Here is a 17,683-nt window from a genome sequence, read left to right on the forward strand (position 1 = left end):
TAAAATGATTTTTGAAAATTTCTTAGCCTTTCAGCGCCCCGGCCGCCATCCCGCGAACGAGTTGCTTAAGTCCAAACGCCAGTAACAGCAGGGACGGTAGAATGACTAACGTAATCCCTGCGAATACGAGATTCCAAGAGGTTGTCTCCTGAAATTCCAGCATGGAGATGCCGATCTGCACCGTGCGCATCGATTTGCTGTTAGTGATCAGAAGCGGCCATAAGTAACTGTTGTACATATTCAAAAAAGAGTACACCGCCAGCGTTCCAAGCGCCGGTCTTGAAAGCGGAAGGACATGGAACAGAAAGTAACGGACATGCCCGCAGCCATCGATTTTCGCCGCCTCGAACAGCTCCTTCGGCAGCTGCAGGAAAAACTGGCGAAGCAGAAACGTCCCAAAGGCAGTGGCCAAAAACGGCACCATTAACCCCTGGTAACTGTCCAACCAATTCAGGCTGCGTACCGTTAAATAATTGGGGATCATCGTTACTTCCCAAGGAACCATCATCGTGGCGACAAATAAGCTGAACATCAAGCCTTTGCCCTTGAATTCCATCTTGGCGAAGGCATAGGCTGCCAAGCTGGCGGTGATCAATTGTCCAAGCATCACAATCCCGGAGACCAGAAAGGTGTTCCCGATAAACAAGGCAATCGGAACGATCTGTAGCACCTCGGCAAAGTTGCTCAAATGCAGCGAATGCGGCACCAGATGCGGTGGATAGGCGCTGGCTTCCTGCGGCGTCATGACGGACATAAACAGGCTGTAAACGATAGGATAAAGGACGAGAACTGCAGCTGCGGTCATGAACAACAACACAATGATTTGGTTAAAGGTCAGCTTGTTCATTGATAGTGGACTTTCCTTTCTACCCATTTGAACTGAATCAAGGTCAATAGCAGAATGACCAGGAAGAGTAGAAGCGCTTGGGCACTGCCCGTACCAAACCGGAAGTTGACGAAGGCTTCTTGGTAGATCGTGTAGACGAAGACGTTCGTCCGGTTCATCGGCCCGCCCGATGTCAGAATGTTGATCTGCCCAAACGATTGGAATGCACTGATGATGGACACCACCAACAGGAAAAATAACGTGGGCGACAGAAGCGGCAGCGTAATTTTGCGAAACGTTGTCATCGGTCCAGCTCCATCGATCTTGGCACTTTCGTACAGCTCGTCGGGAACTCCCTGCATCCCGCTGGACAGGATGATGTAATTAAAGCCCAAGTTCATCCAGACCGTCATCAGCGACACGGACCACAAAGCCCAGTCCGGGCTGATCAGCCAAGGTACCGGACCCACGCCGGCCAAGCCAAGTAAGTAGTTAAGCATACCTAAAGTAGGGTGAAACAGAAACTTCCAAATGACCGCCGCTGAACCAACGGAGAGTACCAACGGCAGCGAGTAGGCGAATTGGAAAAACCGTCTCCCCCGTCGAAGATGATGCGTGAATGCTGCGAGCACCAGCGCGATCAGCATTCCGGTTGGCACGGTGAATAAGGCAAAGAGCGCTGTCACCTTCATCCCGCTGACAAATAAGCCGGAGGCAAAAAGGCTGGTAAAATTGTCGAAGCCAACAAATGAGGCGATTCGACCAGTCGGGTCCGTGCTGTGTAAGCTCAAGTACACCGACTTTAGCAGCGGGTAGAACAAAAACACGACAAACAGGAGCAACGACGGAGCCAGAAACGTATAGGCCAGCGCATGTTCTCGAATGTTCTGTTGTCTTAAGGTTGCGGCGCGGGCAGGTCGACGAGTCGCTGCAGAAGCCGATGCTACGGATTGGCCCCTTGATGGCAGACTCACCTGGTGATCCAGCTCGCTCATGAGGAAAGCCTCCTTTTTTTATGAAGGTTGAGATGTTCAAATTCCTCTGCTAGTGTATAGCTTGGATGTCACCGGAACGTTAGCCATGGATCAATGGAGTGTCAAAATCGTCATCGCACAGTAAAAGAAACGCAAAAAAGCCGCCTCCCACGCGTATGCGGTGAAGACAGCTTATAAGAATGTGGACTTTATCTTCATGCTTCGGATTCGCTGACGATCAGCCGGAGTGACCCTGTCATGGTTGGCATGTTCCGATAGTGCCCGTATTTGCGGTCCCATTCCCCGGATTTCAAAGCATCGGCCAAACGCTGAACCAGGCGCTCCTCCACGCCTTCCGCCAAGAAGCCCCATGCTGACTGGGCCTGACGTACCTCGGGGATCAGGAACGCTTCCGGACGGCCGTAGAAAGCTTCCTGGAATCCATCAATACAATCCAGTGGAATGGGCAACGGAATGATCTGCCCTCCCTCTCCCAGCGCTTCAAGAATGTCCTGCGGTTTCGGATAACGCCGCCGCTCGGCTTCGATCAGCTCCGGAAAATACTCAGCCGTCCAGAACGAATCGAGTGCATCCGGATCAAAGGTCAAGACGATGACGTTCCCTCGCGTCACCCTTCTCAGCTCCTGAAGGCCATGGCGAAAATCAGGCCAATGGTGGACAGTGACCATCGCCATCCCTGCATCAAAAGCCTGATCATCAAAAGGCAGCGCATCTGCCCAGGCGTTGACGGCCGGAACTGCTCCGCGCGCCCTCCGCTGACTGCGCATCGTTGCGGAAGGTTCTACTGCGACGACATACCGGTCCTTCGGCTCATAGGACCCGGTTCCAGCGCCCACGTTGATGATCGTTTGGGCATCCCCCAACGCCTCGAACACATACCGCGCAATACGCGGATCAGTCCGCCGATATCCAGCGTAATTTGTCCCCTGTTGATCGTAATCATAAACGAGTTTTTCCAGGTTCATCCCTGCCTCAGCTCCTTTTGGCATACGATTATATTTCCTGCTGAGGACATTGTAGTTGATTTAGACCCATAAATATAATATATCTTTATAAGTAAATCATAGATAAAAGTTATGAATTGAAAGGGGCTTAAGTGGAATGAACTTACACGCCTTGCGGTTGTTCCACGTCATTGCGGAGACAGGCAGTGTGACGCGCGCGTCGGAGCTGTTAAACATCAGCCAGCCGGCCATCTCCGCCCAGATCCGTAAGCTGGAAAAGGAACTGGGACTGCCCCTGCTGAAAGCGCAAGGACGCGGCATCGCCTTAACCGACGTCGGGGACAAGCTGTTTACCTACAGCCGACGCCTCTTTGCGGTAGAGCAGCAGATCGAGCAGTTTTTGCAAGATTATAAAATGGGGGAGCTGGGGCATATCCGGCTGGCAGCCACTTATTTGCCCGCGCATTTCCTCGTCCCGACTTGGATCGCGAAATTTAAATCGCAATACGAGCATGTGGAGATGAGCATCAACACGACAAATTCGACGGATGCGCTAAAGCAACTGCTGAATTTGGAGGTGGATTTGGCGATCTACGGCGGATTGCCGGAAACCTACCCTGAATCGGTTCATGCAGAGGAAATGTTCCGGGACGAATTGTGGTTTGTCGTCTCCCCGAAACATCGGTATGCGGGACAGCGCGTCTCCCTCCACGACATGGTCAGGGAACCTTTTGTCATGCGGGAGATCGGCAGCTCCACACGGGAACGGTTTATGGCATTATGCCGGACCTACAATGCACAGGCGCCGCGCATCGCCTTGCAATTTAACGGGTTAAACGAAACCGTCCAGGCGGTGATTGCCGGGTACGGGGCCAGCTTCGTTTCGGCGCTGGTGGTGAGGGAATACGTGGAGCGCGGACTACTGAGCCGCGTCTTCGTGGATGGCGTAGACCTGATGAATACGATCTCGGTCTATACGCGAAAAAATGAACCGCTGTCTCCAGCGGTCCAACGTTTTGTCGATTTGATCCGTGAGCATCCGCAGGGATGACGCCCGATATTTTTTCACGATACAGTCTGCTTCACAAACTCATAAAAAGCCAGCGCATCCGCCCAACTGCTGAAGCCGGCCTGTGCCAGCTTGTCGCTGCCGCCGCCTTTGCCTCCATAAGCAGAGAGATGCTCCTTGAAGAAGGCTCCGCAGGACAGCGAGAGGCTGCCGTTATGGGCCAGCACCACCTTCTGTTCCGCTTCCGTGGCCAGCAGGACCGCTGCATCAGTTTGGGCCGTCAGCTTTTGGGCAAGGCTTTGCAAATCCTTCAAGGACTTGTCCGCATAGATTTGCGCAATGATCCCGCCTTCGCGCTTCTCCAGCAGCTCACTTACGGTTACTTCGTCCATCGCTTCTTTTAACGTATCGTACTCCCGTTGCAACCGCTTCTGCTCATCTTCCCATTTGTCGAGGCGCTCCAGAATGCTGTCCCGGCCTGTTTTTAATTTGGCGGTAATGGTCGCTAAAATGTGTTGCTGCTCCTGAAACTCTCTGAGGGCCCGGTACCCACATTTGAAAAAGATTCGAACATTCCCCTTCTGCTTCTCGGTCTTCAGCAGTTTAATCATCCCGATCGCACCGGTCGCCGCCACATGCGTACCTCCACAACCGTTGTACTCCACGTCTTCCATCTCCACGATGCGGACGCGGTCCACCGCCTTCGGAGGCTTCACCAGCGGCAGTCGGGACGCCTCCTCCTGGGTAACGAAGTAGCTGGAGATCTTGTGATTCAAATAAATATGACGGTTCGCTTCACGTTCAATCGCCTCCAGCTGTTCCGCAGACAGTTCGGGACGTTCTACATCAATGGTGCAATAATCTTCACCCAGATGAAAGCTCACGGTGATCGCTTCATACAGCTCGCGACAAACCGCGGATAGCAAATGCTGCCCACTATGTTGCTGCATGTGGTCAAACCGGCGATCCCAGTCGATTTCACAGCGTGCTTCGGCCTCCTCTGGGAAACGCTCCACCTTATGCAGCACGACATCGCCCTCACTGATCACATCCAGAACCGGAATCCCGCCAATCCGTCCGGTATCGTTGGGCTGACCGCCTCCATGGGGATAGAAGGCGCTCTCTTCCAGAACAACGTAAATGCCATCCTCCCGCTCCAGCTTGTCCTTGATGCGGGTGGTCCAATGGGTCAAATAGGCATCGTCGAAATATAGTCTTGTCGTCATCGCTTGGTTCCCTCTCTTTTTAGGTAACGTTCAATTTTGGATTCTCATCACCAAACTTCTTCCATCTACTATACCGAATAATCGCCGGACTTTACACCATTTCGTGATCTTGTCTGTTCGAAGAACCAAGCTCGCTTGTCGCCGTTGAGGCGCGGATCGTCCGGGTCCATCGAGGAACGGCTGCTCATGAATGCATCATGCCCACCCTTGCCCGCTCATATAATGAGGTGACAGGTCGAGGGAGGGAGCAAGGATGGCACAGTACATGGGCGAGATCCGGGGAGAAATCCAACGGTTAACCGAGGAACTGATCGAGCGGCAGGAGTTGGACGGAACGTGGCGCTTTTGCTTCGAAAACGGTATCTCGATTGACGCTTGCACAATCATTCTTTTTCGTACGTTAAACATTGACAAAGAAGATTTGATCCGACAGCTGCACGATCGCATCCTTGCGGCCCAGGAACTAGAAGGCTGCTGGCGTTGGTACCATGACGACAAGGAAGGCCACTTGTCCGCTACGGTTGAGGCTTATTACGCTTTGCTGTACTCCGGGTACAGCAAGCCGGAAGACGAACCGATTCAACGGGCGAAACGTTATATCCTGGACCGGGGCGGCATTGGGCACGCCGGAAGCCTGCTCACCAAAGCCATTCTGGCCGCCACCGGACAGAGAGATTGGCCGACCTCCTTATCGCTCATCCCCATCGAAATCCTGCTATTGCCTGAATCGTTACCTCTGAACTTTTATGATTTCTCCGGATATTCGCGGGTGCATCTCGTACCGCTGCTGATCATGGCCGATCGGAATTTTCGCGCCCGGTCAAAGCGAACGCCGGATTTAAGCGAGCTGTTTCTCGACGCGCGCAGCGAAGAGGAAGACCCGCTCACGCTTACTCCAGAAAGCCGGGAACCGCTGAAGCTCATCCAATCGGCCTTGGCGCATTTGGTAGGTACGCCGCAACGTATCCGCCATGCCGCCGTTAACCGGGCTGAGCAATATATGCTGGATCGAATTGAAAGCGATGGGACGCTGTACACGTACGCCAGCTGTACGGTGCTGATGGTGTTCGCTTTGCTGGCGCTGGGATACGAGCCGCAGCATCCGGTGATCCAGCGTGCGGTAGAAGGGTTATCTCAGATGAAGTTTGCGGTGGACCGCGGTGGCCAAGGGGGAACACGCTATGTCACGATCCAGAACTCTCCCTCTACCGTATGGGATACCGCGTTGATTTCCTATGCTTTGCAAAAAGCAGGGGTTTCACCTACTCATCCGGCCATCCAACGAGCCGCCGATTACCTGCGTGAGCGCCAGCATCACCGCCCTGGCGATTGGCAGATTCATAATCCGGGCATCGTCCCCGGAGGCTGGGGGTTCTCCGAGACGAATACGTTCATCCCTGACGTCGACGACACCACCGCCGCCCTCCGCGCCTTGTCCGCCTTTCATGCCGACGATTGTGAGGTATTAGAATCATGGAACCGCGGGCTTAACTGGGTTTGGTCGATGCAAAATAACGACGGCGGCTGGCCAGCCTTCGAAAAGAACACTAACAAAGAGATGCTCACTTGGCTGGCGATTGAAGGAGCAAAGTCCGCAGCCATCGATCCTTCTGAAGCGGATTTGACCGGAAGGACGCTAGAGTTTTTGGGCAACTTCGCCAAGCTGAGCGTTCGACAGGATTGGGTGGCCCGCGGAGCGGATTGGTTGCTGAGCCATCAGGAGGAAGACGGCTCTTGGTATGGCCGCTGGGGGATATGCTACATCTATGGAACCTGGGCGGCGCTCACCGGGCTGATGGCCGTGGGCATGCCCGCCGATCATCCGGGGATCGCGAAGGCAGCGGATTGGCTGAGGCGCATCCAAAACCCGGACGGCGGCTGGGGCGAATCATGCCGCAGCGATCAGTTGAGGCGGTACGTTTCGCTTCAGGCCAGCATACCGTCCCAAACCGCCTGGGCGCTTGATGCGTTGATCGCCGTCCATGATCAGCCAACGCCCGAGATCGAACGGGGCGTTGCCCGGCTGATCGCGATGTTGTATGAGGAGGATTGGCCCTCCACGTATCCAACGGGAGCCGGGTTACCGGGTTATTTTTACGTGCATTATCACAGCTATCGATATATCTGGCCGCTCTTGGCCTTATCGCATTACGTCAACAAATATGGAGACGGTACGCATTAGCTCATGGAACTGTCCCTTGAGTCGTTTTCAAGATTCCTTCTGCCAGGTATTAATGGCGTTAAGACGAAGAACAGCTACCAGTAACGCGCCTCACTCGTTGCAGACGATGAAAAACTGCAAAAATACAGTTATTTTTTGCGATTTAACTCCAATCAACTGTTTCAAGCAAAAAAACCTGCACTTTTGCAGGTTTTTCCTCTACTTCGGCGACTTGGCCGAAAAAAACTGCACTTTTGCAGTCTTTTGACGGCGGTAGGGGCAGACAGAGCGGCGAGCAGCCAGCCCTTGACCCGCGAGACCCCAGGCGTCACTTCATCAACCACCGAATCACAGCCATGATTAAAGAGAACACAACGCTGAGCACGATACACGTCACGATCGGGAAGTAGAACCGAAAATTGCCCCGTTCAACCGCAATATCCCCCGGAAGCCGCCCCAGTTGCACGAACCTTCCCAAGAACATCCACAGCAAACCAATCACGATAAGAACCGCACCGGTAACGATCAGTATTTTCGGAACGTTACTCATGAACCCGTCTCCTTTTTATGTAAATGCTGTTTTGACCTCATCATACAAACCGTCTGCCGAAAAAGCAAACTCGAGGGCTCCTATAAGATTCCCCAAAACATACATATCAACCCGATCTCAAACATAGATATTCTGTAGAAGCAATAGTGCCTATACATAGGAAAGGCAGGGAACAACATGGCGGTTTCTTATATGGATTTCACATCACCCAACGCACAGTTCACGTACGACGTTAACCGGAACACAACCTTCCGCAAAGATCAACGGAACTTCATCAACATGCTTTCCATTCATCAGATAAACACGCTGGGGAATATGTCTTTTTTTGATACCTACCTCGACAAAGGCAACGTCGTCGAAATGCACATTCACCAAAACGCTTCAGAGCTAGTGTATTGCCTTTCGGGTGAAGTGGTGGTCTCAATCATCAACCCATTCACCAAAGAATTGAAGCATTACCCCACCCGTCCCGGATGGGCGACCAGTATCCCGCAAGGGTGGTGGCATTACGACACGGCGACGATGGATGGGACGCGGTTTCTGGCGATTTTTGATCAACCGATTCCAGAATTTATTCTCGCCTCCGATATGCTGCGGCTGACTCCACCTGAAGCGTTCGCCCATACTTATTGTCTGGATGTAGAAAAAGTAAGAGCTGCGTTCGCCCCTCTAAATCAATCGGTAATCATCGGTCCTCCGTTGGGCTGTCATCAACCGAACCCGCAAGCTCAAGCGCAGCAAACTTCGACGCCACATACTTATCATCCGCCTTATAATCAGGGTTACGGGCTGCGGCCTTACCAACAGAGCGACGGCAATCCTCGCCGGCCGCAAGTCATCGGTAACGGCTGGGCGCATTTGTATCACGACGGACCCTGAATCTACTTCGGTAAATGGCAAGACCCCCAATCTGCGGTTGGGGGTCTTCTGTTTGTTTCCTTATCCAATCTTCTCAATACTCACCTTCGCCCGCAGCTCCTCGATCAGTGAACGCTCGGCCAAATCGTCGGAGAAAGCGGTAGCGCTGCCCGAGGCTACGCCGGCCCGGAACGCCTCCATGAAGTCTCCCCCTAAGGCGAGCGTCCCCGTAAATCCGGCGATCATTGAATCGCCAGCACCAACGGAGTTGCGCACCTTGCCGGGCGGAACATTCGCATGGAAGACCTCGTTATCACCGATCAACAGTGCGCCTTCCGCAGCCATCGAAATCAATACGTGCTGCGCCCCTTCTTCTAGCAGCTTGCGGCCGTATGCGATCAACTGCTCCCGTGTCTCTATCACGACGCCAAACAGCTCAGCTAGCTCATGATGGTTTGGCTTCACAAGCAGCGGGTGGTAAGGCAGCGCCCGGCGCAGCGGTTCACCTGTGGTATCGATGACGAACTTTGCTCCTTGCTTTTGGCACATCTTGATCAGCTGCTCATAGTAGTCGGCAGGAAGCGAGGAAGGCAGGCTGCCCGCCAAAATAACCAGATCACCTTCCTTCAAAACGGACAGCTTCTCCACCAAAGCATCGGCTTCTCCCGGTGCGATAACTGGGCCAGTACCGTTAATCTCCGTTTCAGCGCCATGCTTAAGCTTAATATTGATCCGGGTCTCCCCGCCGCGAATGCGTACAAAATCAGCAGGAATCCCTTCATTATGCAAAGCTTCTTCAATAAAATCCCCAGTGAAGCCGCCAAGGAACCCCATAGCTGTCGTGTCCGCCCCAAGCCGCTTGAGGATGCGCGAGACGTTAATCCCTTTCCCGCCGGGCAGCTTCAGGTCTCGGTTCATCCGATTGAGCCCGCCGAGCTGCAGGCGGTCAACCTCCACGATATAGTCAATGGAAGGATTTAAAGTAAGTGTGTAAATCATCATGGATTATCCTCCAATTAGGTTTGTCATTTCCGAGATGGGCTTACGCCAGTGTTCCGGAACCTGCTCTGTAATGAGGGCCGCCCGCTCCAGCTCGAACATCTTGGCAAAAGCAACATTCCCGATTTTGCTGGAATCGGCAAGTACATAGGTGAGCGAGGACTGCTCATTCGCACGGCGTTTTAATGCGGCTTCCTCTGGATCCGGCGTCGTATACCCCGCCTCGGGATGAACCCCATTCGCCCCAAGGAAACACCGGTCAAACCGAAAATGCGTTAACTGCTCCAGCGCTAGGTTGCCGACCAGGGCTTTCGTGCGTTTTTTGCCCAGACCTCCAAGCAGGTACACTGGAATGTCTGCCTCAAGCAGCGCCTCCACTTGCGGTAAGCCGTTCGTCACGACGGTGATCGATTTCCCGCGCAGATAAGGGATCATGGCCAAGGTCGTCGTACCCGCGTCCAGATAGATCGCCTCCCCGCTGCGAACCAAGCCCGACGCAACTTCAGCAATTTGCTGTTTTTGCGGGAGATGGACGGCAGACTTCTCCGCCATCCCGGGCTCCAAACCTCCGGGCATCATCGGGAGCGTCGCGCCGCCATGTACCCGGCGAAGCAGTCCCTGTTCTTCCAAATCCGCCAAATCGCGCCTTACGGTGGATTCGGACGCTTCAAGCATGACGCATAGCTCCTGAAGCTTAAGCGTACCTGCCTCCTGCAACCGTCGCATAATCCGGCGATGCCTTTCTTCCGTTAACATCATTCCCCTCCCAACTCCACCGTCGGTTCGTATCCTCAGCATAAAACAATCATATTCTATCATAATCATTCAATTTCAATCAAATCCTTTCATTCACCATCACAGGACTTGAACGCTGTTTTCGTCCTCCAACGCTGTTCAAACCCCGATAACTAATATTCGGCGAAAAAATCCCCGGGCAATAAAGCCGAGGGATTTGAGTTTCAGATTATTTCAGCAGCCACAAAGCCGGCACGTTCGGTGGCTCCCAACCGACCAGGGAAGTATGAGCCTGACGGCATTCGTAGATCTCCCCGTTGTAGCTGACCAGCTCCCCTACCGCATACGCGGTATTTGGGGCCCAAGGTTGCGCAGCAGGAGCCGACGCTGTCGTCACTTGCACCGTGTTGCTGGCTGCTGATTCATTGCCGGCCGCGTCAATTGCACGAACGGTAAACGTATAGGAAGTTGCTGCACTGAGTCCGGTAACCGTAAAGCTGGTCTCCGTCCCAGACACGGTTACAGATAAGGTGGATCCGCGATAAATTCGGTAGCCTGTGACCCCCACGTTATCAGTCGATGGGCTCCACATTAACGTCACACTGGAGGACGTGGGTGTCCCCATAACATGCAGGTTACCGGGAGCCGAAGGGGCCTGGGTATCGTTCACGGCCGGGCTTGTCGTCACGGTCACCGGGTTGCTCGGCGAAGAGCTGTTGCCCGCTCCATCCACCGCCCTGACGGTAAACGTATAGGACGTGTTCGCATTCAGCCCAGTCACAGTATGGCTCAGCGTGGATCCCGACACCGTACCTACCAAGTTGCTGCCATTATAAACCCGGTAGCCGGTGACGCCAACGTTATCACTGGAGGCGTTCCAGCTAAGCGTAACCGAGTTCGAGGTAACGGCCGTTGCCGCCAGCCCGGTTGGTGCCGTCGGAGCGGTCGTGTCTCCTGAGTTGCCACCGCCAAAATCGACGTCAATCACGTTGTAGAAGGCGTTCGCCGTATCTGCGATCTCCCAGACAGCCAGGATCACATGGTACCCTGTCCGCTCCGGGACGTTGCACGTATGCGAGTACGTAAACGGAGGCTGCACCCCGCCATAGTTCACCGTGCAGAACGGTGTCAGATCAAAGGAATTGCGCGTTAATGGGGCATTAGGGTCCCAGCCCGGTTTCGTGATGTAATATTTCCAGTTTGCCGTGGCATGGGGGGCGGTAAATTTCCAGGTGAAGGTGTTCGTTCCGGCCGAAATGTTCACTTTGGTCCATCGGTTGGCCGATTGCTCATCCAGCTTAGGGAAGGCTCCATTAGCACTCGCGATCTTCCCATCTGCTGGTCCGGCATTCGGGAATCCCTTGGGCGCTTCCAAGCTCTGAGGCTCGTATACGATCGCACCGCAGTCCGTATTCTGGCCGTTTTTGCACAAGATCGCCCGGCTTGCCGGCCCGTCCACCCAGCCGTGAGCCGAAGCTTGTTCCGATAACAGGATCATTCCGATTCCAGCAATCACCATGACCAACAAAGAAGTAAGCGCCTTCAAAACTAACGATTGTGCTAGCCGTGTTGAAGTCATGCTTGTCCCTCCTTTGAAATTGGAAATGTGCCTTATGTCTGATCCTTGGCTGTGCATTTCAAATTCTCACTTTTACAACCTTCTGCAGGAACCCTAAACGCCCCCCCTTTCTGAAGGAAGTCTATATAAACTCCCAAAGGAGCTTATACCATAACTGCGTATCACATAAGATCATGAAGGGAATTAAATAAATAGAAGAGGATGCTAATACTGGGGAAAATTACTGATGTCCAAATTATACACGATTCGATGCATTTTTGTGAAGAATTATTTATTTTTTGTAAAATATAGTACATCCTTGGTAACTTGCCACGTTAAAAAACCCGCCATTACAGCAGGTTCTTGTCTTACCCTATAGTTCTTTTTGTCGGAAGCCTTACTTCACCATCGCCAGCGCCAACCCGTCATATGCCGGCAGCAATGTGCTGATCAGACGCTCATCCGTGGCGATCATCTCGTTGAATCTGCGCATCGCTTGTACCGACGGTCCATTTTTGTCGGGATTTAACGTCCGGCCGCGCAGCAGAATATTATCCCCGGCAATCAGCGCTCCCGGTTTCGCCAACTTGATCGCATATTCGAGATAGTTCGGGTAGTTTTCCTTATCCGCGTCGATCAAAAAGAAATCAAACTGCTCCCCCCGTTGCTCCAGAATATGCAAGCTGTCCAACGCGGGGCCTACCATGTATTCCACCATCTGCCCGTATCCGGCTTCATGCAAATTGGTTCGTGCCAGTTCGGCGTTCTCTTCCTTCAACTCCAAGGACACGAGCCGCCCGTCCGCAGGCAATCCCCGCGCCATGCAAATGCCGCTGTATCCGCCCAGCGCGCCGATTTCCAACACGGATTTGGCTCCGGCCAGCTTGACGAGCAGCGTTAACAGCCGCCCATATCCCGGCGCAATCGACACATCCCGCATCCCCTGGTTGGCGATGGATTGGGTTACCCGTTCCAGCACTTCATCCTTGGCGTATAATTCATCACCGTATTCCTCCGGCGTCAGCATCGAATAATCTTCCTTTCATCCGTTCATTCCTTTTACTTAAGAACCGTTTGTAACTTGTTAGACATTGGCCTATACTGAATTGTATGGTTTTTCCGCTATTCTCACAAGTCTATGCGAAGCTGGAGTGATTGACGTAAATATGGCTGGACCTTTGCAACTGATCGCCACCGCCCCGATGGGCCTGGAGGCCGTGGTGGCGCGTGAACTCAAAGAATTAGGTTATGAAGATACGGCGGTGGAGAACGGCAGGGTGAATTTCACCGGAGATCTCATCGATATTTGCCGCTGTAATTTGTGGCTAAGAACCTCGGATCGCGTCCTCATCAAAATGGGCGAGTTTACGGCCGTCACCTTTGACGAGCTGTTTGAAGGCACCAAGGCGCTGCCTTGGCAAGATTTTATCCCGGTAAACGGAGAGTTTCCGGTGGAAGGACGCTCGCACAAATCGCAGCTCAGCAGTGTGCCGGCGTGTCAGGGGATCGTGAAAAAAGCGATTGTCGAAAAGCTGAAGCAATCCTATCACACCGAGTGGTTCGAAGAAACCGGACCGCGCTACGTGATTGAAGTAAATCTGCTTAACGACAAAGCGCTGCTGACACTGGACACGACCGGTCCAGCACTGCATAAGCGCGGCTACCGCAAGCACGCGACCGAAGCACCGCTCAAGGAGACGATGGCCGCGGCGATGATTCTGCTCAGCCGCTGGAATCAAAACCCGGTGCGCCCGTTCTACGACCCGTGCTGCGGTTCGGGAACATTGCCGATCGAGGCAGCGATGATCGGCTGGAACATAGCGCCGGGCTTGCGGCGCACGTTTAACGCCGAGCGATGGCCGGTTGTGCCGCCAGAGCTGTGGCAGCAAGCGCGCGACGAGGCGATTGACGCGGTACGGGACGATGTACCGCTGAACATTGCCGGCAGCGACATTGACCCGGCCGCGATCGAAATCGCTAAAGCCGCGGCCAAAAGCGCCGGGCTGGCGAACGAAATCCGGTTCGCCTGCATGCCTGCCGCCAAAGTCCAGCCGCAGGGCGATTACGGCGTGATGATCACCAACCCGCCATACGGTGAGCGGATTGGGGAAGAGAAGGAAGTGCGCAAGCTGATCGCCCAGCTCGGGAGAGTGATGGCCGGACTGCCGACGTGGTCTTTTTTCGCACTGACACCAACCAAGCAGTTCGAGCACGAGTTCCAGCGCAAAGCGGACAAGCGCCGCAAGCTGTTCAACGGGCGTATCGAATGCCAATATTTGCAGTATCTCGGGCCCCTTCCTCCGCGCCATTAGGTGCAGAGGGAGGGTCTCTCCCTTTTACACCTTAGCAAGGAAAGGAGCGAATAGGTCGTCATGCTGCGTTTGACATCTCATCGCGGTGGTTCCGGCAATCGATTCCGCCTTCGGCTGCAGTACCGCCATTTTGTTTATTTCTTTTTTGTGGCCGCGATTTTTATGAAACTGGTCATTTTGCATAATAATCTGCATGCCCGTTACATCGACATGAACCTGCTGGACGATCTGATCGCCATCGGTTCCATTCTGCTGGCTTCGTTCTGGACGTTATGGCTGCCCCCACAGGGAAGAAGTATCGCCTTGGGAGTGCTAAACGTGCTGCTCACCGTACTCATCTTCGCCGATTTGGTCTATTACCGCTATTTTGGCGATTTTCTCACTGTGCCCGTCCTGCTGCAAGCTGGACAAGTTGGGGATCTGGGCGGGAGCATCCGCGAGCTGATCCGCGTTGCCGATCTGTGGCTGATCGCCGATTGGGCGGTTTGGGCGGTGTTTATGGCTGTGCGCCGCATAAGACACGGAGGCGGTAACCGCCATCCTTCGGGTTGGCTCCGCAGCACCGGCAGATCCAACGCCTTGGGGCGCGGCTCCTTCTCGCCCATTTCCTTTAGCGGCACCTCTCGCCGCGCGCTCGGCTGGCGCAGATTCCGCCGCCTGTATACGGGGATCGGCATCTTTGTACTTGGCTTTGCGCTTACGTTGGGACCCATTCGCTTTTATACCCAAACCTGGGCGGTCGGGTTGTTCGAAAACAACTGGTGGAACGTCTCCTTATACAACGTGACCGGCTTGCTAGGCTTCCATTACTATGATGCAAGCCGTTACCTCAAGGAGCATCTCGGAGGCGGCCAAACGGTCAGCCCCGAGGAGCAGGAAGAGATCCGCCAGTGGTTCATCGAAGCTAGCCAGCGCCGCCAAGCGGACAATGCCCTGTTTGGGAAGTATGCTGGCAGCAATGTGATCGTCATTCAGGCCGAAGCCTTTATGAATTTCATGATCGGCAAAACCATAAGCGGCCAAGAAATCACGCCGAATTTCAACAAGCTGATGGGTGAGAGTCTCTATTTCTCGAACTTCTATCATCAAACCGGTCAAGGGCGCACCTCGGATGCGGACTTCTCCTCCAACAGTTCCTTGCATCCGTTGCCCACAGGCTCGGTCGCTGTCCGTTATCCGAACCATACGTTTGACGTGCTGCCGCAGATTCTGAAGACAGAAGCCAGCTATACTGCCGATGCTTTTCACGCGTACGAGGGCAGCTTCTGGAACAGGAACAATATGTATCAAGCGATGGGCTACGACCGGTTTTACAGCAAAAAAGACTTCCAGCTGGACGAGCCTCTGGGCTGGTCGCTGGGAGATAAATCCTTCTTCCGGCAGTCGCTCACGATCATGGCTCAGGAGAAACAGCCCTTTTATTCGTTTATGATCACCTTATCGAGTCATCATCCTTATACGCTGCCGGCTGGATTGCAGGAACTGGATACCGGCGAATTCAAGGGCACGATATTCGGCGATTATTTGCAGGCCGTGCATTACGTGGATGCCGCGCTTGGAGAGTTCGTGGAGGGCTTAAAGCAGGAAGGATTGTGGGATCATACGATTTTGGCCTTCTATGGGGATCACGACAACTCGATCACCGACAAAGCGGTGTATGAGCAGTTTTTTGGCGAATCGCTGAGCGAGCTTGATGTGCACCAGATCATGAATCAGGTGCCGCTGCTTATCCATCTGCCGGATGGTCAACATGCCGGTGTCTACGAGGAGCCTGCTGGTCAGCTTGACCTCACGCCGTCGTTGCTGCATCTGTTAGGTTTTTCCTCAGATTCCTACTACATGATGGGGAATAATCTATTTGCCGATCTGGGAAGTGAACGTGCAAGGGATCGGTTGGTCGTGCTGCGCTCCGGCGCGTATACAGACGGCGAGCGCTACTATATTCCATCCGACGATAACTTGTTTACGAACGGCAGCTGCTACGACTTGACCAATCGGAAGATTACCGAGATCGAGGCATGCCGCGCGAAGCACGAAGAAGCGATGAAACGCCTGCGCTTCTCAGACGAAATCATCACTTCCGATTTGATTGCGGAGTTCCGCAAGGAGAACTAACGAGCAAGATGGGGGGAGACACTGGATTCGCGGCCGATGCATCCGATCGGCTTGAACCGTCAGTCCCGCACGTCATCTGTCAGTCTGGGCAAGGCGAAATGCTGCTTTGCATGTCATCCCCTCCTTTGGCTGGTTAGATGACTTCCAGCCCATCGTTATCCGGCAGCTGCGGGTAAGCGGCATGCGGCTCGGATTGATACCAGTAGCTGACGGAGGCGATGTCGTCTTGCAGCGGTAAATAGCGGCCGCCGGAGCGCCAGCCCAGCGCCTGAATCGTCACCCGCAAATCCGCTTCGAAGCGGATCGGGTCCATGACATGCCAGCGGTACATGCCAAAGCGCTGCTGGCTTCGGTACAGGCCGTCGGGCTTAATGATCTGATGAAGCCCTAAGTATGGCGTGGAGTAGGAGCCATATTCTCCTTTGGGTTGCTCGAAGTTCCATGCCCCGCCGAAATAGTCCTCCGTGCCAGTGCCGCAAATGGTCGGGAAATCCTGATCTCCATCCATGTAGAACTTGATCTCGCCTTCCCCCCACCAGCCATTATTGTTCACCTGCCACGCCAGATATGTACCGACGTAATGCCCTTTGCCGCATACGCCGTCTAACAGCACATGCACGTCCTTGTAGCAAACCGGGTTGCTTCTTCTCCATTGGGCGTGAAAATACGCAGCATCGTCCGGTACCTCGGTTAAGGTGTAGTCGATTTGGTAATACAAGACAACCGCCGAATCCATCCGGTTTTCGATGGTGATTTTGGCCTTCTTGCGGAACGGCATCACCCAGTAACTGTTCATCCCGCCGGCCGGATTCACCGCGATCGGCAGCGAACTGACGTTGCTGCGCTCGCACCAGCCGTTGCAGAAGAAGTCGCCCAGCGGTGTCTCCACGCTTGGGGTGTCCTCATCGTCCCAGTACATCCGCAAGATCATATGACGCCAGCTTTCTGGAAAACAGGTCAGCCAAATATGCTGAATCGCACCCGGCCCGTCGATCTCCGCCACCGTAAAGGTCTGGCCTGCCGCGATATTTACCGACGGGGAGACCTTCCAGCCTTGCCCAAGATCACGGGCGCACTCCGCCCCGGTTCCTTCTGTCGCCATGCCGCCTTGCCCTTTAGCGCCGGTAAAATTCTCCGCACTGATTGATCTTGTCTTCGCCGGCGACAACCGGTACAAGTTGCCTAATCCTAGATCTAGTCCGTTGCTATGAACGTTTTTGTCAAGCCCTCGGTTTTAAATCTGCCTGAGCACGTGGCGCGAGAGCAAAAATGCGAGCGACGGTCGGCACGCTGCTATCCGTGGGTTGGTTACCACATGTTATGCCTTCGTCAGGGAGAGCCCTTGCAAGCTAGAAACGCACGTTCAGTTTCTTTCAAAACCTAGTGCAAACGGAC

15 protein-coding genes are annotated in these 17,683 nt (G+C 53.9%); 5 read left to right on the top strand and 10 right to left on the bottom strand.

Going from position 1 to position 17,683, the window contains the following annotated elements; genetic code table 11:
- Window positions 1-22: 22 nt before the first annotated feature.
- The 3 genes from M891_RS0110270 to M891_RS0110280 all read right to left on the bottom strand — a co-directional run bounded on the left by M891_RS0110270 (window position 23) and on the right by M891_RS0110280 (window position 2,786).
- A complete protein-coding gene (locus tag M891_RS0110270; protein ID WP_028538766.1) occupies window positions 23-847 on the bottom strand; it encodes a carbohydrate ABC transporter permease in 825 nt (274 codons plus the stop codon).
- Complete coding sequence (locus M891_RS0110275) at window positions 844-1,821, bottom strand: carbohydrate ABC transporter permease (protein ID WP_028538767.1); 978 nt, start codon at window positions 1,819-1,821, stop codon at window positions 844-846. Before M891_RS0110275 ends, M891_RS0110270 begins: the two co-directional genes overlap by 4 nt.
- Before the next feature lie 194 nt (window positions 1,822-2,015).
- Complete coding sequence (locus M891_RS0110280; RefSeq protein ID WP_051416909.1) at window positions 2,016-2,786, bottom strand: class I SAM-dependent methyltransferase; 771 nt, start codon at window positions 2,784-2,786, stop codon at window positions 2,016-2,018.
- Between the two features lie 136 nt (window positions 2,787-2,922).
- On the opposite strand from M891_RS0110280, the gene M891_RS0110285 reads away from it, so the two are divergent.
- On the top strand, window positions 2,923-3,816 hold the full coding sequence (locus M891_RS0110285; protein ID WP_028538769.1) for a LysR family transcriptional regulator: 894 nt from the start codon (window positions 2,923-2,925) through the stop codon (window positions 3,814-3,816).
- A 14-nt stretch (window positions 3,817-3,830) separates the two neighbouring features.
- Here M891_RS0110285 and M891_RS0110290 read toward each other — a convergent pair whose 3' ends face one another.
- The gene (locus M891_RS0110290; RefSeq protein WP_028538770.1) at window positions 3,831-5,000 is read right to left on the bottom strand and encodes an alanyl-tRNA editing protein; all 1,170 of its coding nucleotides are present in this window, start codon (window positions 4,998-5,000) and stop codon (window positions 3,831-3,833) included.
- A gap of 253 nt (window positions 5,001-5,253) precedes the next feature.
- Between M891_RS0110290 and shc the strand changes: the two genes are divergently transcribed.
- Window positions 5,254-7,182 (top strand): squalene--hopene cyclase, encoded by a 1,929-nt coding sequence (shc, locus tag M891_RS0110295; RefSeq protein WP_028538771.1) that lies wholly within the window; start codon window positions 5,254-5,256, stop codon window positions 7,180-7,182.
- A gap of 307 nt (window positions 7,183-7,489) precedes the next feature.
- Here shc and M891_RS0110300 read toward each other — a convergent pair whose 3' ends face one another.
- Window positions 7,490-7,711 carry a DUF2905 domain-containing protein gene (locus M891_RS0110300; protein WP_028538772.1) on the bottom strand — a complete coding sequence of 74 codons (222 nt, stop codon included), beginning with the start codon at window positions 7,709-7,711 and terminating at the stop codon, window positions 7,490-7,492.
- A gap of 177 nt (window positions 7,712-7,888) precedes the next feature.
- Here M891_RS0110300 and M891_RS0110305 point away from each other — a divergent pair, with 177 nt between their 5' ends.
- Window positions 7,889-8,590 (top strand): cupin domain-containing protein, encoded by a 702-nt coding sequence (locus tag M891_RS0110305; protein WP_036700008.1) that lies wholly within the window; start codon window positions 7,889-7,891, stop codon window positions 8,588-8,590.
- 60 nt (window positions 8,591-8,650) lie between these two features.
- Here M891_RS0110305 and pfkB read toward each other — a convergent pair whose 3' ends face one another.
- The 4 genes from pfkB to M891_RS0110325 all read right to left on the bottom strand — a co-directional run bounded on the left by pfkB (window position 8,651) and on the right by M891_RS0110325 (window position 12,888).
- A complete protein-coding gene (gene pfkB / locus M891_RS0110310) occupies window positions 8,651-9,568 on the bottom strand; it encodes a 1-phosphofructokinase (protein WP_028538774.1) in 918 nt (305 codons plus the stop codon).
- Between the two features lie 6 nt (window positions 9,569-9,574).
- On the bottom strand, window positions 9,575-10,324 hold the full coding sequence (locus M891_RS0110315; protein ID WP_016312785.1) for a DeoR/GlpR family DNA-binding transcription regulator: 750 nt from the start codon (window positions 10,322-10,324) through the stop codon (window positions 9,575-9,577).
- 208 nt (window positions 10,325-10,532) lie between these two features.
- Window positions 10,533-11,882 carry a lytic polysaccharide monooxygenase gene (locus tag M891_RS0110320; RefSeq protein ID WP_028538775.1) on the bottom strand — a complete coding sequence of 450 codons (1,350 nt, stop codon included), beginning with the start codon at window positions 11,880-11,882 and terminating at the stop codon, window positions 10,533-10,535.
- A gap of 376 nt (window positions 11,883-12,258) precedes the next feature.
- On the bottom strand, window positions 12,259-12,888 hold the full coding sequence (locus M891_RS0110325) for an O-methyltransferase (protein WP_028538776.1): 630 nt from the start codon (window positions 12,886-12,888) through the stop codon (window positions 12,259-12,261).
- Between the two features lie 139 nt (window positions 12,889-13,027).
- On the opposite strand from M891_RS0110325, the gene M891_RS0110330 reads away from it, so the two are divergent.
- Together M891_RS0110330 and M891_RS0110335 are read left to right on the top strand one after the other, a co-directional pair.
- Complete coding sequence (locus M891_RS0110330; protein ID WP_028538777.1) at window positions 13,028-14,173, top strand: THUMP domain-containing class I SAM-dependent RNA methyltransferase; 1,146 nt, start codon at window positions 13,028-13,030, stop codon at window positions 14,171-14,173.
- A 60-nt stretch (window positions 14,174-14,233) separates the two neighbouring features.
- Window positions 14,234-16,288, top strand: a complete 2,055-nt coding sequence (locus tag M891_RS0110335) for an LTA synthase family protein (protein ID WP_028538778.1) — start codon at window positions 14,234-14,236, stop codon at window positions 16,286-16,288.
- Between the two features lie 133 nt (window positions 16,289-16,421).
- Here the strand turns inward: M891_RS0110335 and M891_RS23700 are convergent, their stop codons facing one another.
- On the bottom strand, window positions 16,422-17,465 hold the full coding sequence (locus M891_RS23700; protein ID WP_051416907.1) for a glycoside hydrolase family 172 protein: 1,044 nt from the start codon (window positions 17,463-17,465) through the stop codon (window positions 16,422-16,424).
- Between the last annotated feature and the right edge of the window lie 218 nt (window positions 17,466-17,683).

It is taken from the genome of Paenibacillus sp. J14 (assembly GCF_000518465.1).
In the GTDB taxonomy this organism is placed as follows: Bacteria; Bacillota; Bacilli; order Paenibacillales; family Paenibacillaceae; genus Fontibacillus; species Fontibacillus barengoltzii.

Bases quoted from the DNA above. Each gene is read 5' to 3' on its own strand.
- M891_RS0110290 (WP_028538770.1), bottom strand. From the start codon at position 5,000: ATGACGACAAGACTATATTTCGACGATGCCTATTTGACCCATTGGACC.
- M891_RS0110335 (WP_028538778.1), top strand. From the start codon at position 14,234: ATGCTGCGTTTGACATCTCATCGCGGTGGTTCCGGCAATCGATTCCGC.
- M891_RS0110300 (WP_028538772.1), bottom strand. From the start codon at position 7,711: ATGAGTAACGTTCCGAAAATACTGATCGTTACCGGTGCGGTTCTTATC.
- M891_RS0110285 (WP_028538769.1), top strand. From the start codon at position 2,923: ATGAACTTACACGCCTTGCGGTTGTTCCACGTCATTGCGGAGACAGGC.
- shc (WP_028538771.1), top strand. From the start codon at position 5,254: ATGGCACAGTACATGGGCGAGATCCGGGGAGAAATCCAACGGTTAACC.
- M891_RS0110305 (WP_036700008.1), top strand. From the start codon at position 7,889: ATGGCGGTTTCTTATATGGATTTCACATCACCCAACGCACAGTTCACG.
- M891_RS0110280 (WP_051416909.1), bottom strand. From the start codon at position 2,786: ATGAACCTGGAAAAACTCGTTTATGATTACGATCAACAGGGGACAAAT.
- M891_RS0110325 (WP_028538776.1), bottom strand. From the start codon at position 12,888: ATGCTGACGCCGGAGGAATACGGTGATGAATTATACGCCAAGGATGAA.
- M891_RS0110320 (WP_028538775.1), bottom strand. From the start codon at position 11,882: ATGACTTCAACACGGCTAGCACAATCGTTAGTTTTGAAGGCGCTTACT.
- M891_RS0110275 (WP_028538767.1), bottom strand. From the start codon at position 1,821: ATGAGCGAGCTGGATCACCAGGTGAGTCTGCCATCAAGGGGCCAATCC.
- pfkB (WP_028538774.1), bottom strand. From the start codon at position 9,568: ATGATTTACACACTTACTTTAAATCCTTCCATTGACTATATCGTGGAG.
- M891_RS0110330 (WP_028538777.1), top strand. From the start codon at position 13,028: ATGGCTGGACCTTTGCAACTGATCGCCACCGCCCCGATGGGCCTGGAG.
- M891_RS0110315 (WP_016312785.1), bottom strand. From the start codon at position 10,324: ATGTTAACGGAAGAAAGGCATCGCCGGATTATGCGACGGTTGCAGGAG.
- M891_RS0110270 (WP_028538766.1), bottom strand. From the start codon at position 847: ATGAACAAGCTGACCTTTAACCAAATCATTGTGTTGTTGTTCATGACC.